Below are 23564 nucleotides of genomic sequence, written 5' to 3' on the forward strand. Positions count from 1 at the left end.
ACTGATGAATTGCATCAGACATTTGGTTTCAGAAGTGATTATCAAATTATTAGCGAAAAAAAGATGAAAAAAATTTTACAAGCGTCAAAATCGAGAAAAAGTACGCATTTTTGATATAAAAAGAAAACCTCTCTAAACCCTTGATATGCATAGGGTTAGGGAGGTTTTTGTCGTTTAAAACTGTCAAAGACGGGATTGTAACACAAAGGTTCGTTTTTTTGCAAGGAATTTTATAAAATTTTATTTTTTAGGACAATGGCAGAGCGGGGATAAGAACTCCATTGCTTATTCGAGTTCATCTGCCAGCTCTTTTTCCACCTGCTTCTGACGATACTTATTCGCCCAAGATAGTATGTTCAACAATAGCAAATAAAGACAGGTAACAGAGACGAGGAATATCAAAATCACCACCCAAAAATGCCAATCCCAGACACCAGAATAATGCTGTCCATAGGTCTGGTAGTTGGTCCAAGCCATTACAATCGTTGTCCCAGCAATCACCCCTCCTAGGTAAAGGTAAGCCTGCCAAGTAGTTCCTCTTTCCATATCAAGCCCTTTCTTCCAATAGCCATAAAAGAGATAGACTGAAACAACCAACATGGCAATCAGTTCAAAAACATAGGTATCAAACGGCCATTTTAAGACCAGACTTTTGATGAGAAATGAGAGGGGCAAAAGAATATTCATGGTCTTTCCCACCCAGGCAAAGACTTGGTTTTCTTCTTGTTGAACACGTTCATCAGTCACAATTTTTTTCATCAGTTGGTTCCTCCCAAAATAATTGATCTAAACTTTTCCCTAAACAGTGGCAAATCGATAGACAAAGACTTAGACTAGGATTGTATTTCCCTGCCTCAATCAGACCGATGGTCTGGCGGGTCACTCCAATAGCCTCTGCCAAGTCCCCTTGGGTCATATCTTTTTCCACACGCGCTAACTTTAACCGAAGATTTTTCATTCCATAGCCATCCTCCTGTCCATTTTTATAACTTTATTATACACTATATTTTTCTTTTTGCAATATATACATTACATTTTGTTTGATTTTTTTAACAAAAAAGAAGATAAAACCGACTCCTTAAATATCCATGCTCCTCTCCGCTTATTTCACACTCTTAATCCGTTTCTTAATCTTCTGACCAAACTCCATCATTCTCCGCTTTTCTTCTGGCCAGATTTTGGTCACGCGATCCACGGCTATGATAAAAATTACCACCACTCCGTAATCTTTGGCACTGGCAATTACTCCTAGGTTTTCCAAAATCGTCAAAAGCAGGTAAAAACTAAACAAGATGGTCCGTTTGGGCAGAGCCATCAGGAATTCAATCCCCGCCTTATAGCCCAGATAAATCTGCCGATTAAGTCCCTTGGCACGTTCCAACCGCCGATTGAGAAAGGCACGAATGCGACTATAAAACCAGTCAGAAGTCAGAAAAAGTGACTGGGCACCAATTACAATCAAAGAAACATTATTGGCATGTTCTTCCTTAAGCCCGAGCGCTCTAGTCACAACGTAGGTCCAATCACCATTATCAATACAGATAAAAATAGTAAAGTAAACAACCGCTCCCGCTACTATAACAAGGGGAAGAGCACGGATATATTTCAACATAGAATAACCTCTCTTGGACAAATCTTAGAACCTATATTCATAAACAAAGTGTTCTTATGCAAGAAATCGTTTTTGCTCATCAAGGCATTTTTTTGAAGGAATACTTGACTCTATCACCATTTAGTTTCACTTTATTGCTTCGACGAGTAAAAAGCTCCTATGGCTGTTTTCGCCTACCACCTAATTGGTCAGAAATTTCCTTTCCTTATCTCCACCTTCAAACACTCCAATGAAAGCGATGAACTGTGAACACAGGTTCTTATATATATTGTAATATGTTATACCAAATACGGTCAAGCAGGGGCTAGAATTTCAGATACGACAACTGTATATCCTTAGCATTTTTTACTTACCCCAAAAAGAAGAAGACCACAAATGGACCTTCTTCTCTTTTCATCTAAGTAAGCTAATAAAATAACTCTTATTTTTCCTCTTTTAACACCAGATTTAATACCAAGGCCGCCAAGGTCCCTGTTGAAATACCTGATGAGAAGACCATTTGAAGTGCTGATGGAAGATGGCTTAACAATTCTGGACGAACGGTCACTCCAATCCCAAGCGCAAAGGCAATGGAAATAATCAAGAGCTCACGGTCCCCAATTTTAACCGTTGCAAGCGTCTTAATCCCTTGAGCAGCAACCAAACCGAACATGATAATCCCAACACCACCAAGAACCGGCTGGGGCATGATGGAAATCAAGGCTGATAATTTTGGAAAGACACCAAGTAGGGTCAAGATAATACCTGCTAGAATCATGACATGACGACTAGCAACTTTTGTCAAAGTAATGAGGCCAACGTTTTGTGAGAAGGCTGTATTTGGACCAGCCCCAAAAATACCGGCAATTAAGGAACCAACGCCATCTGCTAAAACACCATTTGCTGCCCGCTCAGAAGAAATCTTTTGATTTGAAGCTTCTCCAATAGCCATCATAATCCCCACCGTACCAATCAAGGATACAACATAGGCCGGAATGAAGGCTAGAATAGAAGATAGGTCAAATTTCACACCATAATGGAAAATTTTAGGAAGAGCAAACCAGGCTGCCTCTCCAACAGCAGACATATCTACTTTTCCAAGCAGAATACAGAGGACATATCCAAAGACCATACCGAAGAAGACTGACGCTGTTTTCAACATTCCTTTACCATAATGATTCAATGCCAGAGTAAAGACCAAGACGATAAAGGCAATACTGATATTTTCAACAGAGGCATAGTCTGAAGCGCCAGCTCCACCAGCTGCCCAGTCCATACTCACTGGCATGAGGGTAATACCGATGAGGGAAACAACGGTTCCCGTAATCAATGGTGGAAAGAAGCGCATCAAGGGTTTGACAAAACGGCTGAGAGCGATCTCTACAAATGAACCAGCAATCGTTGCTCCTACAATACCAGCAATTCCCAACTGACTACCAACGCTGATAGCTGGATTGGCAAAGGTAAAGTCCGTTCCCATCATACCAGAGACACGTGAACCTACTGACCCAACACCTTTAGATTGCAAAATGGTGGCAATACCAGCAACAAAGATAGAGGCTGATACCATAATAGAAGTATCTTCTACCGATAATCCCAAAGCACTTGCAACGACGAGAGGCACTGCGATGATTCCTGCAAAAGCTGCTAAAATATGCTGAAAAGCAAGCAAAACTGCCATCCCTTTTGGTGGTTGTTCATCAATTCCGTAAAGCATCCCTGAGGAATGTTCATTTGTTATTTTCTGAGACATGATTTCTCCTTCATTATTCCTAAATAATGGTATTAGTCTATCAGAAAACATAATCATTTTCAATACATTTTACTCCTATAAACAAATAATGTTCGTGTTTATAGAGGGATTTCGTCAATATTTACAATATTCCAACCCAAAAATTCGTTTATTGTTTTGATTTTGACAAAAAAATGCTATAATACACAAAAGTAGCATTTGGAGGAGAAGATAAACATGAAAGCTTTGGAAGCACGCATTTTAAAAGATGGTCAGGTATTAGGTGAAAATATCTTAAAAGTTGACTCATTCTTGACCCATCAGGTTGATTTTCGCTTGATGAAAGAAATGGGGCAGGTCTTGGCAGATGCCTATCGCTCTAAAGAAATTACCAAGGTTATCACGATCGAAGCCTCGGGTATTGCACCAGCCGTCTATGTTGCAGAGAGCTTAGATGTGCCAATGATTTTTGCTAAAAAGCATAAAAATATTACTATGACCGAAGGTATTTTGACTGCCGAAGTCTATTCGTTTACCAAGCAAGTCACCAGTACCGTCTCTATTGCTAGTAAGTTTTTGTCGCCTAAGGACCGTGTTCTAATCGTTGATGACTTTTTGGCCAATGGACAAGCAGCAAAAGGCTTGATTGACATTATCCAACAGGCTGGGGCGCAAGTGGCTGGGGTTGGTATCATCATCGAAAAGTCCTTCCAAGACGGTCGCCAGCTCTTACTGGATGCAGGTGTCCCTGTTACTTCACTCGCTCGTATTGAAAAATTCCAAGATGGACAGGTTGTTTTTGCAGCTGCGGATATTTAAAAGGACTTGCTTCCAATCGGGAGCAAGTCTCTTCTATTTATCTATAATTCCACACCAAAGACTTCTAATTGCTTCAATTCGGCAGCAGTCAACCTGCGGTATTCCCCCAAGGCTAAGCTGTCGTCCAATACCAAGGGCCCCATTGATAGTCGTTGCAAGTCTGTCACCGTCTTTCCACAGGCCTGCACCATGCGTTTGACCTGGTGAAATTTCCCTTCTCGGATAGTGATGTCAACGAGCGAGGTCTGCTTAGCTTCATCTGTAAAGAGGATGGTCAACTGGGCTGGCTGACAGGTAAAGTCTTTCAGCTCCATTCCTGCCGCAAATCGTTCGACATCCTCTTGGGTCATGATCCCGTCCACCTGTGCACGGTAGAGTTTATCAACATGTTTCTTCGGAGAAAGCATGGTATGAGCCAGCTGACCGTTGTTGGTCAAGAGGAGCAAGCCATGGGTATCGATGTCCAAGCGTCCAACAGGAAAAACTTCCTTCTGGCGAGCCGTATCATCTAGCAGGTCCAAGACAGTCCGATGGCGGTCATCCTCGGTTGCTGAAATAACTCCTTTGGGTTTGTTCAATACATAATAAACAAATGTTTCATGGCTCAAGACCTGACCTGCTACTGCAATCTGGTCCGTCTTTTCGTCAATCTGTTGCTTGGGGGATGTCTCTACTTGGCCATTGACTGTGACTTGCTTGTTTTTCAGGACTTTCTTGACTTCTGTCCGACTTCCAACACCACAATCCACTAAAAATTTATCTAATCGCATACGAGTTTCTTTTCCCTCTAGTAATTCTTTTACATTTGTTTTGGTGAGTTTTTTCTTTCTAAAATGTTCAGCTAAAGTAAACTTACATTCAGGATAATTTGAACAACCATAAAACGATTTTTTTAATACAATATTGTTGCCACACTTAGGACATTTTCCTACAAGGGGTCCCGAGCGCTTAGTGGGAATTTGTACCCCTTATCGATACAAATTCCCCGTAGGCGCTAGGGACCTCTTTAGCTCCTTGGAAGCTGTCAGTAGTATACCTAATAATTTATCTACATTCCCTTTAGTAACGTGTAACTTTCCAAATTTACAAAAGCGACTCATAGAATTATTTCCTCCCGTTAAATAATAGATAACTATTAAAAATAGACAATACTTGCTCATAAGTAACGGTACTTAAATTGTTTACTTTGGCGTGTTTCATTGCTTGATGAAACTGATTTTTAGTAAACAGTTGACGATATTCTCGATTGACCCATTTTGAAACAAAGTACGTATATAGCTTCCAATATTTATCTGGAACATCTGTGGTATGGCGGGTAAGTTTTATTAAGACACTGTTTACTTTTGGTTTAGGATGAAAGCATTCCGCTGGCAGCTTAAGCAATTGCTGAATCGAGACTTGAGTGTGCAAGAGCAACCCTAGTGTTCGGTGAATATCCAAGGTACGCTTGTAGAATCCTTCTTCAACAATCAGATAGATGTCAGACGCATGGCTTTCAAAAACCACTTTTTTAATAATTTGTGTACTTAAATGGTAAGGAATATTCCCAACAATTTTATACCTCTGTTTGTTAGGGAATTGAAACTGTAGAATATCTTGGTGAATTAAAGTGACACGATTGTTCAGTTTTAATTTTTCTGACGATAAGTTGAATAGATGACTGTCTAATTCAATAGACGTTACCTGTTTACTTATTTTAGCCAGTTTCGTCGTTAAATGCCCTTTACCTGTTCCAATTTCGTAAACGGTATCGGTTTCTTTTAAATTCAATTGTTTTATTATTTGGTTGAGTACTTTTTCACTCGTTAAAAAGTTTTGAGAATGTTTTATATTTTTGTTCATGTTATCACTCCTGAAGTGATTACATCTATAAACAAATACAGAAGTTAAACGATTTGTTTGTAATTTTAGTTATCTGTTTAAAAAGTCATAAGATTAGTCACTGGTAGGAATTAATCTAACGTATTTATTTATCTGCGTAATCACTGTTTTTAGTCTGTTTCAACAGTAGATGTTTTATCTACATTACGCATTTTGAATACCAACATGACGAATCCCTCCTTCTTAATTACAAATTTTTAGCATCTAATTTAACTTCAATTCCTATTATACAAAATTTTATGATATGGTGCAAGTCAGCACGAACACGAACCGTCTTATCTCCCATTATATCTTTTTTTGCACTGATTGGTGTATCATTTCGTTTTTCTTTTTGTGCGCCTAAATTTCCCACAATCACTCACTTCTTTCTATTTCTTCTTATTCTTATTTTATCATCAACAATCACAAATCACTTGTGATTTGTGATAAGTGATTTGTGATTAATATATAAAAGCCCTCTTTAAAGGGCTTTTATGTTTATTTTGAGAAAGATATAAAATCAATATATCCCTTTTCTCCGATTTTTACAACGGCATTGTAGGACTTTCTATCTTTCGTTTTGATTCCTTTTACCAGGGTTTCTTTTCCATTTTGATATATTCTGCTTGCTTTTCTATTTCTGTAAATCCAAGAGCATGAAAGAGTTTTTGGTCAACTTGATGAGAGCTAGCAACTGTCAGTTTGATACTAGCTGGTTGAACATGTTCCACTATGTAATCTTCAATAGTCTGGTAGAAAGCTCTGCCATTCCCCTGACCTGTCAAAGACGGTTTCATGCCCAAACGAATGTCAACGGTCTCGCCATCTTGGTCAATACAGAAATAGCCCATGAGGGCGGCATTGCGGATGACTGCAAAAAAGCGGTCCCCACGCGCCTCTGGTGAAATCATCTCAGCATAAGTCTCGGAGTTTGCACTAAATGTATAGGCATCCAAAGGTGGTTGATAGCGCCATTGGTTAGCAATTTCCAATGCCAGATCCTGGGGCAGGGGCATGATGTAAAAATAATCCATTCTTCGGAAATTTTTTGCCAAATTTTTAATCCGACGGTTTTGGGTGGCGTAATGATCTGTCTGATAGACATAATCCACATAGCCCTGCTGATAGGAGGGAATCATGTCCTTAAAAATCAACTGAACATCCTCGGGAAAACGAAGAATTAATTCATTTAAGCGGTTGTTTTCTAACATAGGAATATTATACCAAAAAGGAGCGGAAATCCGCTCCTACTTCTTCAATCGTACTTGTTGGTAAATCAAGCCAGCGCTTATCAAGGCACAGCCGATGGCGTAAATACCAAAGGCTCCTGTTGGGGTTGGGTTGAGTTTTTCCAGATAGGTCGGCAAGATGGCAGATGTGGCACCGCCGATATTGCAGCCCATAAGGACGATTGTCATGACCGCATTGAGCAAGGCCTTAGGCGCTCGGTCTGTTACCTGACTAAAGACAATGGTTAGAATGATGCTGTAGAAAAATCCTGACACCATGCCACCGAGTCCAAGCACCCAGAGATTATCCGCAAAGGCAATGCCGACAACCGCGAGTCCAAAGACCACGTAGGCAACAGCTAAAAGCCAGCCCTTCAAACGACCAACCAGGCTACTAAAGACCGTCCCTGCCACAATCCCCATGACCTGCATAAGACTGAGAATCAGACTGGCTTGCTGAGCAGTACCGATGCCCTTTGCCAAAACAATCTGAGGAATACGAATGGTCAGAAAGGTATTGACATTGATAACAAAGAAGGCTAAGAATGCCAGATAAATTCCCATCATCCACATGGTCTTGTCCAGTTTGACCTTGGGCGCGTTCTCCTCAACCTTCACCTCCATGCGAGCCAGCAATTCCTCCTTGGGAACAAAGAGAAGGAAGAGGGCCAAGATGACCAAGGCAAAAAGGTAGACCAAGAAGGCAGGTTGCCAACCAAACTGGGTCAACCAACCGACAAGGAGGGTAAGCCCTGCACTTCCCAAAACCTCTGCTGAACCACGCAAGCCCATCATCTGCACCCGTTCTTGACCGGTGAAAAAATTACCGATGATATTAATAGCACGCGCATTGATCAAGCCAATCCCCAAACCAAGCAAGATACGAGCCAATAAAATCAGAGGATAAGCCGTTAGAAACATGGGCAAAGCTCCGCCGATGGCCATAAGCAAAAGCCCTGCAATGATAATGTTTCGTTCAGACAAGAAACGGACAACTAGACCGTTTGCCAATAGAGTAACCATAATAGCAAAAGAGGTCACCGTAATCAAATTTTCCACCTGGCCCGCTGCAATTCCCTGCTGGGCAAAATGCTCAATCATCTGCGGAATAGCTGGCGAGACAGCAAATGTCGAAACCAGCATGGTGGATAGGGCCAGCAAACTGGCTTTTTCTAAAATTCTTTTCATTTTTCTCCCTTTCAACGTTCGTCTTTTACTAGTATAGCAGATTTGAGACAAAATAGATAGGTGACTGAGACTTTTATTCTCCTAGATTTCATGCTATACTTAATCTATCGATACCCAAAGGAGAGAATCATGTCTGTTATTGAACGATTGACAAAAGCTGCCCATTTGATTGACATGGATGACATCATCCGTGAAGGGCACCCAACCCTACGCCAAGTCGCTGAAGAAGTTGTATTTCCCCTATCTGATCAGGAAATTATTTTAGGCGAAAAAATGATGCAATTCCTCAAACATTCGCAGGATCCAGTCATGGCGGAGAAGATGAAACTCCGTGGCGGAGTTGGTCTAGCAGCACCTCAGATTGACGTTTCCAAACGCATCATTGCTGTCTTAGTCCCAAATCCAGAAGATGAGGAAGGCAATCCACCTGCCCAAGCCTACTCTCTAAAAGAAGTATTGTACAATCCTAAAATCGTGGCTCATTCTGTCCAAGAAGCCGCCCTTGAAGGAGGCGAAGGCTGCCTATCTGTTGACCGCGAAGTTCAAGGCTACGTAGTCCGCCACGCGCGTGTGACTGTTGATTACATGGATAAAAACGGAGAAAAGCACCGCATCAAACTCAAAGGCTATAATGCCATTGTGGTCCAACACGAAATCGACCACCTCAACGGTGTCATGTTCTACGACCGCATTGACCCAGAACACCCATTTGCCGTTAAAGAAGGCATGTTGGTGATTGAATAAACATAAGAAACTGACTGAATATATAGTCGAATGAATTAGCTTTCAGACAAGGAACTGAGGTGCAGGCTGTACTAGAGTACGGCAATCCGAAAGTGACGATGTATCAAAGTTAATTCAAATGACTATATTTTCAGCCAGTTTTTCTTTTTCATATACATAGCAGAGCTAACTGCCTAAAAATTTCCTGCCCATCCAAAATCAGATCTTGAAAGAGGAGGTAGTCCAGCAGAGCCAGCAAACCAGCTAGCAGGATGAAGACGACCAAGCGGTTTGAAAACCGAACTTGCAAGAGATGATTGAGACTGACTAGCACAATTTCCAAGACAAGCAAGCCAAGCACCATCCACAAGAGATAAGAAGCATTGGGCAGGAAGTAAGCCCAGAGTTCTTGTCCCCTCAAGAGTTCTAGAAAAATCCCCCTCTCCGAATGCGAAAGCAAGATAAGGCCATCTTCCAGATAACCGATTCCCCCGACCAGACTATTGACTAGGAAAAGACTAGCTAAAAAGAGCATTGTAAAACAAAGAGCCTGGACCAGTCCCAGCAACCACTTGGTGACTAGAACCTTGCGCAAATCCACAGGCTGGGTCTGATAGAGACGCCAGTTTTTCCCTGCAACCTCTACCGCCTTACCCCGACTGCCAAGCCAAACCGCCAGCAAGAGAACCAACAAATAGACCGGACCATCAAAGAGAGAGCGCAGGCTGCCGATACCTGACAGATCTCTGGAGCGGTCCCATGAGGGATCGTCTACTGGAACCAAGGCATCATTTGTGTCAAAACGATCTTCCAAGCTGGTTAAAATGACATCCTTGCCCCGCTTAGTTGCTGGCACCCCAGCCTCCATCAGCTGCTGCCAGTAATACTGACTGACCTGATTGCGGGTCTGGTAACGGCGAAGATTGTCCACCGTCTGGGTGGCCCCAATATCACCATTGGCAAATGCCTTCTCCTCCCTAGCCCATAGATAGACCTGCTCTGCCTCCAGCATAGCAAGGTGACTGGCTGGCAAAGCATTAGGATTGTCCTGATAAACCTGCCACTGCTTGACATATAGGTCCTTATAGATATGATATTCCTGTAAAAGCTCAACTCTTCGCTCCAACTCTTCCTGATAGCTCGCGTCCTCCTTGACCAACTGCCTCAGACGGTTGATTTCCGACTGCAAAACCTCCACATAGGCCCCATCCTGCTCATAGGACTGGGCAACCAACTCCATAGAAACCCTCTCCTCCTGGGCAACCTCTTGCTTTTGTAGGCCTGTCACTAGGGAAAATAGCAGAGCTAGGAGCAAGTTGCCTAAGACGAGCCCTTTCCAAGAATTGAGCCGACTAAGGATGAGAACATCAAAAGACCAAATCTTGTCTAAAGAACCTGTGTCTAACTCCTTCTGATGACCAACTAGCAGGACTAGCCTTTTCTTTTCTGTCAGCACATAATAAGCAAAGAAAAGCCCAATGGTCAGCAGGAGGAAAACATCCACCTGTAAAAAGACCTGTGAAAATCCAGCTGTGTCTAAAAAACTCGGAAAGGCTAACAAAGGCAGAACTTGACCTGACCAACCAGCTACTGCACCAGCCTGATAGGAAAGCCCCAGAGCCAATAGTAACCCCGTCACCACAAAAATCAGCCGACTGGCTAACAAGTGGTCCAAAAATCCAAATAGCAGGCGAACAGCAAGAAGCAATACCAACCAAAAACCAAGCAAAATAAGCCCGTAAAGCCAAGAGCCAATCAACTGACTCTGACCCAAAATCTCAACAGGGGCTTGAAAACTAGATACAGCCAACTGACCTGTCAGCCCATCATAGACCAGGATAAAAAGTAAACCTATCCCCATAGCCAGCAAAAGCGATAGCATGGAGGCAGCCAAACGCCTGATCCCCTGCAAACTCAGACTATCCCATTGCCGCAACTGCCAAACTTGATGAGCCAGTGTCTTTTCCACCAGCTGATTGGCAAGCAGAAAACCAAGCACCAAAAATACAGGAAGAAAACCAAACAAGCTTTCTAAGTAGGCTTGAACAATACGCCCTGTTGACCAAGCCTTGTTTTCAGGACCATCAGGCACTTGATACTCAATCAACCAGTCATTCCATCTGGCCAAACGTTCGACTTCCGTTTGTGTCAAGGAATTCCGAGTTTGAAAAAGCTGTCGATTGCGACTGATAAAATAGTCCAGGTCTTGATACATGAGTTTGCGATAGTTGGGGATAGCTTCAAACTTCCCCTCATCTAAGGCCTGACCGACACTTTCTATATCGGATTTCAAGCCCAGCATTTGCGGTGCTTCTTCTGAGCCCTCCTCAATTTTTATATCTGCCAAGACACTAGCCAATTCACTCAGTTCTTCTTTATAGGTTTCCACATAGGTCGCTTGATGGGCTTGCCTTTGCGAGATGGGAAGGTAGGCCAGACCTAGAAAACCCAGCAAAAGCAGGCAGTAAAGAGGCGACCAGAGGATTTTCTTGATTTCAAAGTTCAGCCTCATGTCCCCTCACCACCTTCCTCCACGTAGAGATCACGATAGAGGGATTCCATATAGTCGCTGGCTTTTGTAAGGCCAGCCACCTGCTGGATTGGAATACGATCCAGACAGTCTAGTAAATCTCTCTCAGGCAAGAAGATTTCCACCAGACCCTGCTCTACCTTTTTCCACAAAAGTTGAGGATAATCCCGTAAAAATTCCTGAACCTGCTTGGAGTTTTCCACAGCAAGATGGTAATCATAATCAGCCGTCAACTCCACTTCTGTGGCAATCAACTTGCTAGCCTTGAGGAAATAAACCTGATTAGTCAGCTTCTCAATCTCCGACAAATGATGGGAAGAAAGCAAAATGGCAACACCTTCTGCTTGTAGGTTTAGAAGAAATTCCCGCTGTTGAATAATATTGGTCGGATCCAAGCCGATATGGGGTTCATCCAGCAACAAGAGCTTGGGCTTGGGAAGGACAGCCATGGCAAAGAGCAACTTCTGCTTCATGCCCATGGAATAGCCAGCCACCCGCTTTTTGACATAGTAGCCCATCCCCAATTCTTCCACCAGCCCATCCACTTCCTTTTTCCTCAGCTTGTGGGTGGCAGCCACATAGGTCAGATGGTCATAACCCGTCAACTGTGGATAAAGGGCTTGGGCATCCAACATGACAGACATATCCTGAAAAATCGCTCGGTCACTATTGGGACGACCATTGATGGTTACCGACCCACGGTCAGCGGTTTCTGTGTTGCTGATGATATTCAGGAGGGTGGATTTCCCCACCCCATTGGGACCAACTAAGGCCACCAAGTCCCCCGCTTGCAGCTCAAAGGACACATAGGACAAGACCTGGTGGGTACCGTATCGCTTGCAGACATCGACTACTTTTAGCATAGAAACTCCTTTCTTTAGGGAAATGGCAGAGCGGTGCAGCAGACTTTCATCAGCTTACTATTGGCTAGACTACTTCTTGAGAGCCTTATACAGCAAATAAAGTCCCACAAGAAAACCTAGACTAGCAGCAGGTTTTAAAAATAGCACATGAATAAATGAATTTAGCCAGAGCCAAATCTCTCTATCTACAATCTGAATCGGGTCCATATGAAACAATAGGACACTACACGAAAGAACAATGACACTACTTAAAAATAAAGTACTTTTATCAATCTGTTTCATTAGGTTACTCCTTTTATCAGCCTATTTTCTATATACAAAACATAATGTTTCCACATTATTATGATATACTATTTTTACAAATATTCTTTATTTTGTTACATATTTTCACAGTTTTTTTGAAAGGAGTAGATTATGCGGTGGGATTACGGAAGTGTTTATAAGAGCATTCGGAAAAGCAAGCATTTGAGTCAGGAACAGGTATGTGGGGATTATCTCAATCGGGCAACCTTGTCACGTTTCGAGAAAAATCAGAACATTCCCAGCTACGAACTCATGCGTTTTTTGCTCAAGCAAGTGGACATGACCTTCGAGGAATTTGAATACCTCTGTAACTACTATCAACCCAGCCAACGCCAACAATTGCTCTATGATATAGATAATCTCAGAAATCCGACCACTAAGACCATGGAGGATTTGATAAACCGCTGCCATGACCACTTGAAAAAAGAACCAGACGATGGTCCTATCCGTCGAAAATGTCAACTTTTAGAAACCGTAGTAGCCATTCGAAAAAGCACTTCTTTCAATCAGCTTTCCGAAGAAGCTGAAACCCTTTCAAAACTTCTGTGGTCAGATCTAGAAAGATATGACAACTGGTACCATAACGATATTCTCTTAGTAGGTACTCTCTTGTCACACATACTCTCACTTGATGTTATTGAAGGTACTGCCAAACTCATCTTGGAAAGATTAGAAAAATACAAGGATTACAAGCGGATCCAGCCCACCATACTGTCATACTATCAATCATTTGCTTATTTCCTTCTTGAACAAAGACAGTACAGCAAGTCTACTTTCTTTGCCACCAAACTCATGGAACTAGCCAAACAAGAAAAACGCTATGACCAGCTAGCCCGTGCCTATGTCTACCTAGGCATAGCCCAAAACAAGCAGGAACTGATTGACAAAGGACTACAAATCTTGGAACTGACAGACGAGAAAAGACTAATCGACAACCTCAAATCACTTATCAAACAACACCAAACTGAGGCTGGGCAAAAAGTCCAGACTCGCTTCTCATAGTTCGTGTCAACATCTCAGCGCAGTGGTTGATTGGCAGATTTGTTCGCGTTTCACACTCCAAATCTGACCTCTACGACTGATGCGAACAGAGTTCGCTTCATTTCCAACCTCAAAAGGTTCACTGAACCTTTTGAGCTGTGCGGGGTGGGAGTAAAATAGTCCAGTGGACTATTTTAGCCCGAACCTGCATATTATTTGGAAGTGAGGGGAACTCTTTTTTAGACCAGTCGAGTTCTTTCCCACTCCCAGTTTTTTTGTGGGACTGAAAAACGACCCTTTCGGATCGTTCCTATTTATAGTTTATAGTCTTTCAGTTTGCTTTTAGTACTCGCTTCAAAGGTTTGGGGAACCTTTGAAGGCTGGAGATAGTGCGAATCAAGTTCGCTTCAAAAGCCGCAGGCATAACTCAATGCTTTCTTGTTTCTAGGCATTGACTTGCTGAGGTACTTCGCTTTTTTGTTTTCAGGCTCAGGTACGAATAGTCCACCGGACTATTCGTATCCCCCAGACTGTTTCAATCAGGCAAGGTGAGTTCAAATAATGATGAAATTATTTGAAGTTGGAAATAGGGAAACGGAGTTTCAAACTACCACTCTTTTAATGAAAGGTGGTAGGCTGAAAACCTCCACTGGAGCTTTTCAGTCGTCGAAGTAATAAAAGATAAACTGAATGACTATATCTTAATAGTATTCCCCTTGTCTGTAATCCCAAGAGTTGAAGTGGTCTGACAAGTGCATCATGATTTTGTCGATGTCCAGACCCTTACGGATGACAACTGGGCATGGGCTGATAGAACGGCTATCTGCACCTTGTTCTGGAATTAGTTTACCATCTTTATCTACCATAGACACCATAACCCCTTGCTCATAGCGGGTTTCAATGGTCTTGTCTGGCTGAATAGATGCCACGTAGTCATCCGCCTCAATAATCAAGTCTACCTTAGACGCGATACGCTCACCGATACCTTCTACCTTACCACGATTTCCCTTACCTGATGGGTTAGCAGATGAAGCGTAGACCATACGGCCTTCTTTTTCCCACATTTCCTTAGCAATCTGCTCGCCAGCTACACCAAACTTGATAACAAAGCATGAAGTCCCACGAACGTCGGTCATCAACTCTTCACGACCATCGCCATAAGCCTGCAACTTGGCGTAAGCCTCTGGTTTCCAAGGCAGGATACAACCCAACAAAATGTCCTCATCCCAATGTTTTTGGTAGAAAGCATCAATCTCAGGAGTCAACTGAGCCAACTCACGCAGCTCCTCCATGCTACCACAAAGAACCACGCCCGGCTTATTACGCTTGCGCTCCTTAGCGTCAAACTTCCGCTCCAAACCAGCCTTGTCCGATGTCATAATGATGTAACCAACCTTAGTCGGGCAGACAATCACGCCTCCCTCACCCTTGATAATCTCAAGACCTTCTTGTGAAAGTGCGCCATCCCAGTGAATTTGTTTCGTCATAATCATTTCCTCTTTTCTTTTGTTTCATAGCAGAGCGACCTGCTTGTTTTCTTCATATTTCGTAAGAGTCTTTCAGTTTACTTTTAGTACTAGCTCTAACTGTCTGAGAGACAGTTAGAGGTTGGAGATACAACGAACATTGTTCGTGTCAACGAGCTGCAGACAGCTTCAACAGTCAGAGTAGTGACTGTTGAAGTTTTAAAATCATGCTTACGATAGTAAGTAACGCTTGCAAAGTACGGCAAAGCGAGTTCAAATAATGATGAAATTATTTGAAGTTGGAAATAGAGAAACGGAGTTTCCTCGTTCGTCGCAGTAATAAAAGATAAAATGGAAGACTCTAGTTTTGCCAGTAGCTTGGACGGTCCCTCTCATACTCAGCAATCAAATCCTGATACTGCAAGGTAATACCAATATCATCCAAGCCATTGAGCAACTTGTGTTTCCAGTCCTGTTCGATGTCAAATGGGAATTCCCCAAAAGGCGTTCGTATCAACTGGTCGGCCAAGTCAACCGTGATTTCTTGGTCAGGAGCCAACTGAGCCAGTTGGTCCCTGACTTCTTTGGGCTGGATAATTGGCAGAATGCCGTTGTTCAAGTCATTGTTGTAATGAATATCCCCAAAGGAGCCCGCAATGATAACCTTAAATCCGTAATCTGCCAGAGCCCAAGCAGCGTGTTCCCTAGAAGAACCTGCTCCGAAGTTATCCCCAGATATGAGGATACTAGCTCCTTGATACTCAGGCTGATTGAGAATGAAATCAGGATTGTCCGTGTAGCTATCATCCAAATACCGCCAAGCATAGAGCAGATACTTGCCAAACCCCTTTTTGTCAATCAGCTTGAGAAACTGCTTGGGCAGGAGCTGGTCAGTATCAATATTATCATTCATGAGCGGAACGGTTGTTCCTGTCCATGTGGTAAATTGGTGCATTAAACTCCCTCCTTGAGAATGTCTAGCTGTCTAGTGTCGACAAATCGTCCATACAGCGCAGCTGCGGCAGCCATAGCAGGACTACACAAGTGGGTCTTGGCACCAAAGCCCTGTCGGTCTTCAAAGTTTCGATTACTTGTAGAGGCGCAGTGGACACCTGCAGGCACCTTGTCTGGATTCATACCCAGACACATGGAACAACCTGGATCCCGCCACTCAAAACCAGCCTCCATGAAAATCTTGTCTAGACCAAGCTTTTCTGCAGCTCGCTTGACAGGGCGACTGCCTGGGACGACAATGGCCGTAACCTGCTCTGCTATTTTCCGCCCCTTAACAATCCTAGCTGCCAGCTGCAAATCGCTGAGGCGAGCATTGGTACAGGAGCCAAGGAAGACATAGCCAACGGGAATGTCCGCAGCCTTTTGCCCAGGAGCTAAATCCATGTAAGCATAGGCTCGCTCGTCGTTGTGGTCACGGATGGCTGGGAAAGCTTCGTCAAAGCTAACCCCCATAGCAGGCGTCGTTCCCCAAGTGACCATGGGTGCCAAGTCCGACACATCAAGGACTAGATGCTTGTCATAGACGGTGTCCGCATCCGAGTAGAGCTCCTTCCAGTCTGCCACCGCCGCCTCGAAGTCCGCTGGTGCACACTCCCGACCTCGCAGGTAGTCAAAAGTGGTCTGGTCTGGAGCCATAATGCCCATCTTAGAGCCGAACTCAATGGACATATTGCAAATAGTCATCCGCTCTTCCATGCTGAGTCGGTCGATGACTGGACCAGCAAACTCCACCACATGACCCAAACCACAATCCACGCCGTAGCGGGCAATCAGAGCTAGGATAAAGTCCTTGGCATAGACACCTGCTTGTGCCTGACCGACAAACTCCACTAGGAGTCGCTTAGGCTTAACCTGCCAGATGGTCTGGGTAGCGAGAACGTGCTCCACTTCAGAAGTACCAATCCCAAAGGCAATGGCACCAAAGGCTCCGTGAGTCGCCGTATGGCTATCTCCGCAGACAATGAACTTTCCTGGCTGGGTCCTGCCTGTTTCTGGTCCAACCATGTGGACAATCCCCTGATGTTCCGAACCGTGGGCTGCGTGGGGAATGCCGAAATCTTCTATATTCTTCGCCAAAGCATCCATCTGAGCCTTAGAAATGACATCACGGATATTATGAATATCGACGGTTGGTACGTTGTGGTCAAAGGTCGCAAAGGTCAAGTCTGGCCGCCGAACAGGTCGCCCTGTATCCCTCAAGCCTTGAAAGGCCTGGGGACTGGTCACCTCGTGGACATAATGCTGATCGACATAGAGGAGCTGGGGCTGACCTTCCTGCCCTGTAATCACATGGCGCTCCCAGAGCTTGTCGAAAATGGATTTGCCACTCATGGTGACCTCCTTTCAAGCCGTTCAATAATAGCCGCTGTCATTTCTTTGGTAGAGGCGGTCCCACCTAGGTCTTTAGTGAAAATCCCCTGCGCAAAGACTTCTTCAACTGCCTGGCGAATGGTCTGACCTGCTTGGACCAAATCAAAACTCTCTTCTAACATCATGGCAACAGATAGAATCATGCTGACAGGATTGGCAACGCCCTGACCTGCAATATCGGGTGCCGAACCATGGATAGGCTCGTAGAGACTGGGACCTGTCACCGCATGACTAGCAGAAGGCAGAACCCCTAGCGTTCCTGTTAATACGCTGGCCTCATCCGACAAGATATCACCGAAAAGATTTTCCGTCACCAAGACGTCAAATCGACTAGGATTGGTAATCAAGAGCATGGCAGCACTATCCACCAACTGGTGCTCCAAGGTCACATCTGGGTAGTCCTTAGCCACCTCATCCGCTACCTTACGCCATAATTTTGACGTCGCCAGTACATTTTGTTTATCAATGCTGGTGACTTTTTTTCGTCTTTTTTGGGCTAGGTCGAAGGCAGAGCGGACAACTCGTTCGATTTCATCAACTTGATAGGTATTGCTATCGCTGGCTTGGTCTGTTTCCAGAATATGCTCTCCAAAATAAATCCCTCCTGTCAACTCCCGTACCATGACCAAATCCACACCGTCCAGTCGGTCGACTTTCAGAGGAGAATAGTCTTTCAGGCTATCAAAAATTTTGACCGGACGGATATTGGCAAAGAGACCCAATTTCTTCCGAAGTTGAAGCAAGCCTTGTTCTGGTCGAACAGCTGCATTATCATATTGAGGGCTACCGATAGCTGCTAACAAAATCGCATCCGCCTGACGGCAGGCTTGTAAGGTAGCATCTGGTAGAGGATGGCCAGCCGCATCAATCCCAGCGCCACCAAAAGCCCTCTCCTCAATCTCATAATCAAATCCTACTTGCCCAGCAACAGCTTCGAGGACTGCTAGTCCAGCCTCCATGATTTCAGGACCGATTCCATCACCAGCCAAGGCTACTATTTTTTTCGTCATATTTCCTCCTAGCTAGTTGGCAACTCTTTCTCAGATAGTTTCTTATCAATCTGTCCGCTATTTTCTTTCTGTACCATGACATTGGCATGAATATAGGCAATTGCAGAAGCTTTCAATACGTCAAAGTCAATACCAGAGGCGTTAAAGACAGTTTCCGTTGCCTTGTTTTCTACAGCGACAAGCACACGCGCCTGGGCATCAATTCCATCGGTAATGGCGTCGATATGGTAGCGTTCTAAGCTGATCTCTTGGTGGAAGAATTGGTCAATGGCATTAAAGACAGCCTCAACCGAACCTTTGCCTGACTCCACAACAACCACTTCTTCCCCATCCTGATTGATAAAGATGACCTGAGCCTGAATACTTCCGTCAGACTGACTATCCAAACGCAAATCTTTAAATTGGAAACCATCACGATTGCTGATTTCTGTCCCAGCTACCAAGGCACGAATATCTGCGTCCGTGATTTTTTCTTTCTTGTCTGCCAGATTTTTAAAGCGAGCAAACAAACTAGCAACGTCACTTTCTTCAAAATACAAGTCTAATTCTTTCAGCTTTTCCACAAAGGCATGGCGACCAGATAGTTTACCCAGTGGCAGAGAATTTTTCTTGACCCCTACCAACTCAGGTGTAATGATTTCATAAGTCAATGGATTTTTCAAGACACCATCTTGGTGGATACCTGACTCATGAGAGAAGGCATTGCCACCGACCACCGCCTTATTGCGTGGAATGGCAATCCCAGAAAATCGAGATACTAATTCCGAAGTATTGAGCGTTTCCTTTAGAACAATCGGACTAGTCACATCGTAAAAATCTTTCCGAATTTCAAGGGCAACAGCTACTTCTTCAAGGGCCGCATTCCCCGCCCGCTCACCAATACCGTTGATAGTTCCCTCGACACGACCGGCACCATTTTTAATAGCTGAAAGGGTATTGGCAACAGCCATACCTAGGTCATTATGGCAATGGGGACTGAAAATAATCTCACGGTCCGATTTGACGTTGATTGTCAAGTAACGGAAAATTTCTCCGTAGTGCTGCGGAGTCGTAAAGCCGACTGTATCTGGAATATTGATGTAGGTCGCACCTGCATCTACCGCTGTCTGCACCACTTCTAGCAAATAATCCAACTCAGTCCGCGTCGCATCCTCTGGTGAAAACTCCACCACCTCAAAACGCTCACGGGCATAGCTGACATGTTCAGTGATTTGCGCCAAAATTTCTTCTTTGGTCTTTTGAAGTTTAAACTCACGGTGAATGGGACTGGTCGCAATGAAAACATGAATCTGCGGATGCTTAGCATCTTTCAGAGCCTCATAACAAGCATCAATGTCTGACTTGACTGACCGAGCCAAACCTGTCACAGCCGTCTTGGTCATAGCCGCCGCAATCTGACGAACCGCTTCAAAAGAATCAGGACTAGCCGCTGGGAAACCCGCTTCAATAGCAGAAATCCCCCATTTCTCTAACTGCTTGGCGATGGTCACTTTTTCCTTGATAGAAAAATTCACACCCGGCGTCTGTTCACCGTCCCGTAAAGTCGTATCTAAAAATTCAATCACACGCATAAGAATACCTTTCTAATACAAGCCTAACTTTAAAATATCATTAGGTTCTCCTTCTTGGTCCGTTTGATAAACCAAATAAAAAGAAAACACCTCGAGGATTCCTACCTGCGAGATGTTGTCAACAGCGCCCGCTTGGTAAGCCAAACAGGACTAATGCATTCTTTCAGCACTAGCCCAACCGTCGCAACAACAAAGTAAAGTTTGTAGTGACAGGTTTCATTTGACTTTTTCCTTTCGGTGTTTTAATTGTTTACAATGATACCTTACTTTTTTTCACTTGTCAACAGAAAAATGGAAATTTTCTGAAAAATCCGAACAATACGGCAATTCACGCAAATCCACAAAACAAACCCAAACCTCGTCAGAAGTTTGGGTTTATAGTTCATTCTAATTCCGTCTGGAACTGCTAAAAATGGCCACTAGCAATACTGCTCCAAAGACTGACGGTACCAGGGCCATACCAGCAAATTGTGGTCCCCAATCACCAAAGAGCAACTGTCCAATCCACGAACCAGCAAGCCCAAGAATAATATTCCCCAGACAACCACGACGGTCATCTGACGAAGTCAAAGCACCTGCAATCAAGCCAATAATAGCACCAGCGATAATACTTGCTAACATCTTGTATTCCTCCTATTTCTTACAAAATAAGACTGGTTGCCCAGTCTTATATCATATCATTAGATAGCCCACTCACCGTCGCGGAAGATTGGTACACGGGTACCGTCTTCACGGATACCGTCAATGTTCATCTTGTTAGAACCAATCATGAAGTCCACGTGAACATCTGAACGGTTGAGACCAGCTTCTTTCAGCTCTTCCTGGCTCATTTCTGTACCACCTTCGATAGAGAAGGCATAGGCTTGACCAATCGCCAAGTGGTTTGAGGCATTTTCATCAAAGAGAGTGTTGAAGAAAGTCACACCTGATTGAGAGATTGGGCTCTTGTCTGGCACAAGGGCAACTTCACCGAGACCGCGTGCACCGGCATTGTCAAAGACCAATTTCTTCATGACTTCATCGCCTTTTTCAGCAGTCACATCCACGATTTCACCGTCTTTGAAGGTTACTTTGATGCCTTCGATGATGTTACCATTGTAGCTGAGTGGTTTTGTAGATGTTACATAGCCATCTGCCACACGATAGTCAGGTGCTGTGAAGACCTCTTCTGTTGGCATGTTGGCGATAAAGTGTTCACCTTGGGCATTGACCGAACCAGCCGCTTCCCACAAGTGATTCTTCGGCATACCAAGAACGAGGTCAGTTCCTGGTGCTGTGTAGTGCAATTTGACAAACTGCTCGTCGTTAAGGACCTTAGCCTTAGCCACCAAGCGTGCCTCGTGCTCTTCCCAAGCCTTGATCGGATCTTCCTCGTAGATACGGCAAGTCTTGAAGATTTGGTCCCAAAGGAGGTCCACTGCCTCTTCGTCAGACGCTGCATTTGGGAAGACTTTTTTAGCCCATTCCAAACCAGAGGCTGCACCAAGAGTCCAACTAACCTTGTTAGCTTGCGTTGCTTGACGCATTGGCTGCAAAGCCTGGCTAAGTGCACGAGCGTTGCGAGACAATTTCTCTGGATCAACACCGTCGTAAGCTCCTGGATCTTCAGACAAGACCACCAAACGACTTGCCTTGCGCTCCAAGAGGTAGTTCATTTCAGTAACACGTTGTGGATGAACTTGTTCCAAGAGTTCCACATCGACATTGACCAAACGCTCACGCGCAATCACATCGTCCAACCAGTTGACCAAGACTTCAGCCGCACCGTGAGCGTATGCTTCTTTGACAATCAAACGAGCCAATTCAGCCTGTTCCACACCGATAGTCAATTGAACCGTGTGACCAGGCTGCACATTGATACCTGTTGAAACCAAGAGTTTGGCATATTTAGCGAGATTTTCTTTAAAATTTGGTAATACCATATTCTTCTCCTTTGTACTTTGAAATACCCTATTATTGTATCATATTTTGAAGCTAGGCTGACAAAAAAACTTCCTGACTGAGACAGGAAGTTTCAGATTCTATCCAACAGTCTTACACTCATCAAGGTAAGCTGACAAAGGATATTTCCAAATTTCGCAGGGTAAATTTTCAGTTTGCTTTTAGTACTAACTTCAACTATCTGGGAGATAGTTGAAGGTTGGAGATGAAACGAACGAAGTTCGTGTCAGCAGCTGCGATAAGCTGAAGTACGCCAAAGCGACTTCAAACAATCCAGTGGAGTGAAACAGTTCGGGGAACTGTTTCAGCCTGAGCCAAAAAACGCAAAAGCGAGGTTGAAGTTGGAAATAAGGAAACGAAGTCTCCTCAACTGCCGACGTAATAAAGCAAACTGTAAATATGTATACTCAATGAAAATTGAAAATAGCCTAACTTCAACTATCTGGGAGATAGTTGAAGGTTGGAGATGAAACGAACGAAGTTCGTGTCAGCAGCTGCGATAAGCTGAAGTACGCCAAAGCGACTTCAAACAATCCAGTGGAGTGAAACAGTTCGGGGAACTGTTTCAGCCTGAGCCAAAAAACGCAAAAGCGAGGTTGAAGTTGGAAATAGGGAAACGAAGTTTCCCCATCTGCCGACGTAATAAAGCAAACTGTAAGTATGTATACTCAATGCAAATTGAAAATAGCCTAGGAAGCGAAGTCGAAGGTAGAACTGAAGTTCACCAAGACAAGCTGACAAAGGATATTTCCAATTTTCGCAGGGTATTAGTTACCAAAAACCTTTACACGTTCCCCATTCGCCATGTATTCTTTATCTGCTGCTGGAGCTGCAATGCTACCGAATGGTGCTTGGGCACGGAGTTTCCAGTTAGCTGGGATACCGTATTTTGCTACAACTTGTGCATCAACCAGTGGGTTGTAGTGTTGTACGTTCATGCCGATATTTTTCTCAGCGAAAGCCAACCATACTGCGTACAAGTTGATACCGTGGGCTTGTTCAGACCAGATTGGGAAGTTTTCAGCGTAAAGTGGGAAGCTTTCTTGCAAGCCTTTGACCACATCTTGGTCTTCGAAGAACAAGATGGTACCAGCACCAGCTGCAAAGCTAGCCAAGCGACCTTTTGTAGCTTCAAAAGCTTCTGCAGGTGTTACTTTTTCCAATTCGCTGTAGGCAATTTCGTTCCAGAAAGCATCTGATTCAGCACCGAAAAGGACAACGGCACGACTGGATTGAGAGTTGAAAGCTGAAGGAGATTCTTTCATGGCTTTCTCAACAAGTGCCACCACTTCCTCATTTGATACTGGCAATTCTTTACCAAGTGCATAGATAGAACGACGAGTTTCTTGAAGTTTTGCAAAGTTTGACATAG

At 43.9% G+C, this 23564-nt stretch carries 24 protein-coding genes and 2 pseudogenes; 3 read left to right on the forward strand and 23 right to left on the reverse strand.

The features are described from left to right. Positions 1-285 precede the first annotated feature (285 nt). The 4 genes from ODU55_RS00005 to ODU55_RS00020 form a co-directional block, all read right to left on the reverse strand. Entirely contained in the window at positions 286-759 is a 474-nt protein-coding gene (locus ODU55_RS00005) for a DUF6773 family protein (protein WP_398581441.1), read from the reverse strand. Further along, positions 740-958, reverse strand: coding sequence for a helix-turn-helix transcriptional regulator (locus ODU55_RS00010; RefSeq protein WP_105113856.1), 219 nt, complete (start codon positions 956-958; stop codon positions 740-742). Before ODU55_RS00010 ends, ODU55_RS00005 begins: the two co-directional genes overlap by 20 nt. Positions 959-1102: 144 nt before the next feature. Then, positions 1103-1612, reverse strand: coding sequence for a hypothetical protein (locus tag ODU55_RS00015; RefSeq protein WP_398581442.1), 510 nt, complete (start codon positions 1610-1612; stop codon positions 1103-1105). A 421-nt stretch (positions 1613-2033) separates the two neighbouring features. Further along, positions 2034-3344, reverse strand: coding sequence for a nucleobase:cation symporter-2 family protein (locus ODU55_RS00020; RefSeq protein ID WP_398581443.1), 1311 nt, complete (start codon positions 3342-3344; stop codon positions 2034-2036). 216 nt (positions 3345-3560) lie between these two features. Between ODU55_RS00020 and ODU55_RS00025 the strand changes: the two genes are divergently transcribed. After that, entirely contained in the window at positions 3561-4142 is a 582-nt protein-coding gene (locus ODU55_RS00025) for a xanthine phosphoribosyltransferase (protein ID WP_398581444.1), read from the forward strand. Positions 4143-4183: 41 nt separating this feature from the next. On the opposite strand, the gene ODU55_RS00030 is transcribed toward ODU55_RS00025, so the two are convergent. The 8 genes and pseudogenes from ODU55_RS00030 to ODU55_RS00065 all read right to left on the reverse strand — a co-directional run bounded on the left by ODU55_RS00030 (position 4184) and on the right by ODU55_RS00065 (position 8419). Then, positions 4184-4912: a pseudouridine synthase gene (locus ODU55_RS00030; protein WP_398581445.1), complete on the reverse strand. Its 729-nt coding sequence runs from the start codon at positions 4910-4912 to the stop codon at positions 4184-4186. An 84-nt stretch (positions 4913-4996) separates the two neighbouring features. Beyond that, positions 4997-5101: pseudogene (locus ODU55_RS00035) on the reverse strand (topoisomerase DNA-binding C4 zinc finger domain-containing protein); the annotation flags it as partial. 145 nt (positions 5102-5246) lie between these two features. Next, entirely contained in the window at positions 5247-5984 is a 738-nt protein-coding gene (erm(B), locus tag ODU55_RS00040; protein WP_277839894.1) for a 23S rRNA (adenine(2058)-N(6))-methyltransferase Erm(B), read from the reverse strand. A 149-nt stretch (positions 5985-6133) separates the two neighbouring features. After that, positions 6134-6190, reverse strand: coding sequence for a 23S rRNA methyltransferase attenuation leader peptide (locus ODU55_RS00045; RefSeq protein WP_398581631.1), 57 nt, complete (start codon positions 6188-6190; stop codon positions 6134-6136). Positions 6191-6210: 20 nt separating this feature from the next. Then, complete coding sequence (locus ODU55_RS00050) at positions 6211-6375, reverse strand: peptide-binding protein (RefSeq protein WP_002935077.1); 165 nt, start codon at positions 6373-6375, stop codon at positions 6211-6213. A gap of 125 nt (positions 6376-6500) precedes the next feature. Further along, a pseudogene (locus ODU55_RS00055) lies at positions 6501-6611 on the reverse strand (topoisomerase); the annotation flags it as partial. Continuing rightward, positions 6593-7213, reverse strand: a complete 621-nt coding sequence (locus ODU55_RS00060) for a GNAT family N-acetyltransferase (protein WP_398581446.1) — start codon at positions 7211-7213, stop codon at positions 6593-6595. The gene ODU55_RS00060 and the pseudogene ODU55_RS00055, both read right to left, overlap by 19 nt. Before the next feature lie 36 nt (positions 7214-7249). Continuing rightward, positions 7250-8419 (reverse strand): MFS transporter, encoded by a 1170-nt coding sequence (locus ODU55_RS00065; RefSeq protein ID WP_398581447.1) that lies wholly within the window; start codon positions 8417-8419, stop codon positions 7250-7252. Positions 8420-8548: 129 nt separating this feature from the next. Here ODU55_RS00065 and def point away from each other — a divergent pair, with 129 nt between their 5' ends. Then, entirely contained in the window at positions 8549-9163 is a 615-nt protein-coding gene (gene def, locus ODU55_RS00070; protein ID WP_398581448.1) for a peptide deformylase, read from the forward strand. A 148-nt stretch (positions 9164-9311) separates the two neighbouring features. Here def and ODU55_RS00075 read toward each other — a convergent pair whose 3' ends face one another. The 3 genes from ODU55_RS00075 to ODU55_RS00085 form a co-directional block, all read right to left on the reverse strand. Beyond that, the gene (locus tag ODU55_RS00075; RefSeq protein WP_398581449.1) at positions 9312-11654 is read right to left on the reverse strand and encodes a hypothetical protein; all 2343 of its coding nucleotides are present in this window, start codon (positions 11652-11654) and stop codon (positions 9312-9314) included. Further along, positions 11651-12535 (reverse strand): ABC transporter ATP-binding protein, encoded by an 885-nt coding sequence (locus ODU55_RS00080; RefSeq protein ID WP_398581450.1) that lies wholly within the window; start codon positions 12533-12535, stop codon positions 11651-11653. The genes ODU55_RS00075 and ODU55_RS00080 overlap by 4 nt, the downstream gene beginning before the upstream one ends. A 69-nt stretch (positions 12536-12604) precedes the next feature. Next, positions 12605-12817 carry a hypothetical protein gene (locus ODU55_RS00085; RefSeq protein WP_398581451.1) on the reverse strand — a complete coding sequence of 71 codons (213 nt, stop codon included), beginning with the start codon at positions 12815-12817 and terminating at the stop codon, positions 12605-12607. Between the two features lie 132 nt (positions 12818-12949). Between ODU55_RS00085 and ODU55_RS00090 the strand changes: the two genes are divergently transcribed. Continuing rightward, a complete protein-coding gene (locus tag ODU55_RS00090) occupies positions 12950-13840 on the forward strand; it encodes a helix-turn-helix domain-containing protein (protein WP_398581452.1) in 891 nt (296 codons plus the stop codon). Positions 13841-14520: 680 nt separating this feature from the next. Here ODU55_RS00090 and ODU55_RS00095 read toward each other — a convergent pair. From ODU55_RS00095 to ODU55_RS00130, 8 genes are all read right to left on the reverse strand, one after another. Continuing rightward, a complete protein-coding gene (locus tag ODU55_RS00095) occupies positions 14521-15306 on the reverse strand; it encodes an L-threonylcarbamoyladenylate synthase (protein WP_044767659.1) in 786 nt (261 codons plus the stop codon). Positions 15307-15646: 340 nt separating this feature from the next. Further along, entirely contained in the window at positions 15647-16240 is a 594-nt protein-coding gene (gene leuD / locus ODU55_RS00100) for a 3-isopropylmalate dehydratase small subunit (protein ID WP_398581453.1), read from the reverse strand. Next, the gene (gene leuC / locus ODU55_RS00105; RefSeq protein ID WP_398581454.1) at positions 16240-17631 is read right to left on the reverse strand and encodes a 3-isopropylmalate dehydratase large subunit; all 1392 of its coding nucleotides are present in this window, start codon (positions 17629-17631) and stop codon (positions 16240-16242) included. The genes leuD and leuC overlap by 1 nt, the downstream gene beginning before the upstream one ends. Next, the gene (gene leuB / locus ODU55_RS00110; RefSeq protein ID WP_398581455.1) at positions 17628-18680 is read right to left on the reverse strand and encodes a 3-isopropylmalate dehydrogenase; all 1053 of its coding nucleotides are present in this window, start codon (positions 18678-18680) and stop codon (positions 17628-17630) included. Before leuB ends, leuC begins: the two co-directional genes overlap by 4 nt. Positions 18681-18688: 8 nt before the next feature. Further along, positions 18689-20251, reverse strand: a complete 1563-nt coding sequence (locus ODU55_RS00115; RefSeq protein ID WP_398581456.1) for a 2-isopropylmalate synthase — start codon at positions 20249-20251, stop codon at positions 18689-18691. A gap of 387 nt (positions 20252-20638) precedes the next feature. Continuing rightward, complete coding sequence (locus tag ODU55_RS00120; RefSeq protein WP_024377350.1) at positions 20639-20872, reverse strand: GlsB/YeaQ/YmgE family stress response membrane protein; 234 nt, start codon at positions 20870-20872, stop codon at positions 20639-20641. Between the two features lie 59 nt (positions 20873-20931). Next, positions 20932-22173 (reverse strand): aminopeptidase, encoded by a 1242-nt coding sequence (locus tag ODU55_RS00125; protein WP_158456506.1) that lies wholly within the window; start codon positions 22171-22173, stop codon positions 20932-20934. Between the two features lie 786 nt (positions 22174-22959). Beyond that, positions 22960-23562 carry a nitroreductase family protein gene (locus ODU55_RS00130; protein WP_398581457.1) on the reverse strand — a complete coding sequence of 201 codons (603 nt, stop codon included), beginning with the start codon at positions 23560-23562 and terminating at the stop codon, positions 22960-22962. Positions 23563-23564: the final 2 nt, after the last annotated feature.

The sequence above is a fragment of the Streptococcus sp. 2022WUSS037 genome (assembly GCF_044427225.1).
Classification (GTDB): Bacteria; Bacillota; Bacilli; order Lactobacillales; family Streptococcaceae; genus Streptococcus.

Excerpts from the sequence above, each read along its gene's own strand:
- ODU55_RS00005 (WP_398581441.1), bottom strand. The coding sequence starts at position 759 with ATGAAAAAAATTGTGACTGATGAACGTGTTCAACAAGAAGAAAACCAA.
- ODU55_RS00010 (WP_105113856.1), bottom strand. The coding sequence starts at position 958 with ATGAAAAATCTTCGGTTAAAGTTAGCGCGTGTGGAAAAAGATATGACC.
- ODU55_RS00015 (WP_398581442.1), bottom strand. The coding sequence starts at position 1,612 with ATGTTGAAATATATCCGTGCTCTTCCCCTTGTTATAGTAGCGGGAGCG.
- ODU55_RS00020 (WP_398581443.1), bottom strand. The coding sequence starts at position 3,344 with ATGTCTCAGAAAATAACAAATGAACATTCCTCAGGGATGCTTTACGGA.
- ODU55_RS00025 (WP_398581444.1), top strand. The coding sequence starts at position 3,561 with ATGAAAGCTTTGGAAGCACGCATTTTAAAAGATGGTCAGGTATTAGGT.
- ODU55_RS00030 (WP_398581445.1), bottom strand. The coding sequence starts at position 4,912 with ATGCGATTAGATAAATTTTTAGTGGATTGTGGTGTTGGAAGTCGGACA.
- ODU55_RS00060 (WP_398581446.1), bottom strand. The coding sequence starts at position 7,213 with ATGTTAGAAAACAACCGCTTAAATGAATTAATTCTTCGTTTTCCCGAG.
- ODU55_RS00065 (WP_398581447.1), bottom strand. The coding sequence starts at position 8,419 with ATGAAAAGAATTTTAGAAAAAGCCAGTTTGCTGGCCCTATCCACCATG.
- def (WP_398581448.1), top strand. The coding sequence starts at position 8,549 with ATGTCTGTTATTGAACGATTGACAAAAGCTGCCCATTTGATTGACATG.
- ODU55_RS00075 (WP_398581449.1), bottom strand. The coding sequence starts at position 11,654 with ATGAGGCTGAACTTTGAAATCAAGAAAATCCTCTGGTCGCCTCTTTAC.
- ODU55_RS00080 (WP_398581450.1), bottom strand. The coding sequence starts at position 12,535 with ATGCTAAAAGTAGTCGATGTCTGCAAGCGATACGGTACCCACCAGGTC.
- ODU55_RS00085 (WP_398581451.1), bottom strand. The coding sequence starts at position 12,817 with ATGAAACAGATTGATAAAAGTACTTTATTTTTAAGTAGTGTCATTGTT.
- ODU55_RS00090 (WP_398581452.1), top strand. The coding sequence starts at position 12,950 with ATGCGGTGGGATTACGGAAGTGTTTATAAGAGCATTCGGAAAAGCAAG.
- ODU55_RS00095 (WP_044767659.1), bottom strand. The coding sequence starts at position 15,306 with ATGACGAAACAAATTCACTGGGATGGCGCACTTTCACAAGAAGGTCTT.
- leuD (WP_398581453.1), bottom strand. The coding sequence starts at position 16,240 with ATGCACCAATTTACCACATGGACAGGAACAACCGTTCCGCTCATGAAT.
- leuC (WP_398581454.1), bottom strand. The coding sequence starts at position 17,631 with ATGAGTGGCAAATCCATTTTCGACAAGCTCTGGGAGCGCCATGTGATT.
- leuB (WP_398581455.1), bottom strand. The coding sequence starts at position 18,680 with ATGACGAAAAAAATAGTAGCCTTGGCTGGTGATGGAATCGGTCCTGAA.
- ODU55_RS00115 (WP_398581456.1), bottom strand. The coding sequence starts at position 20,251 with ATGCGTGTGATTGAATTTTTAGATACGACTTTACGGGACGGTGAACAG.
- ODU55_RS00120 (WP_024377350.1), bottom strand. The coding sequence starts at position 20,872 with ATGTTAGCAAGTATTATCGCTGGTGCTATTATTGGCTTGATTGCAGGT.
- ODU55_RS00125 (WP_158456506.1), bottom strand. The coding sequence starts at position 22,173 with ATGGTATTACCAAATTTTAAAGAAAATCTCGCTAAATATGCCAAACTC.
- ODU55_RS00130 (WP_398581457.1), bottom strand. The coding sequence starts at position 23,562 with ATGTCAAACTTTGCAAAACTTCAAGAAACTCGTCGTTCTATCTATGCA.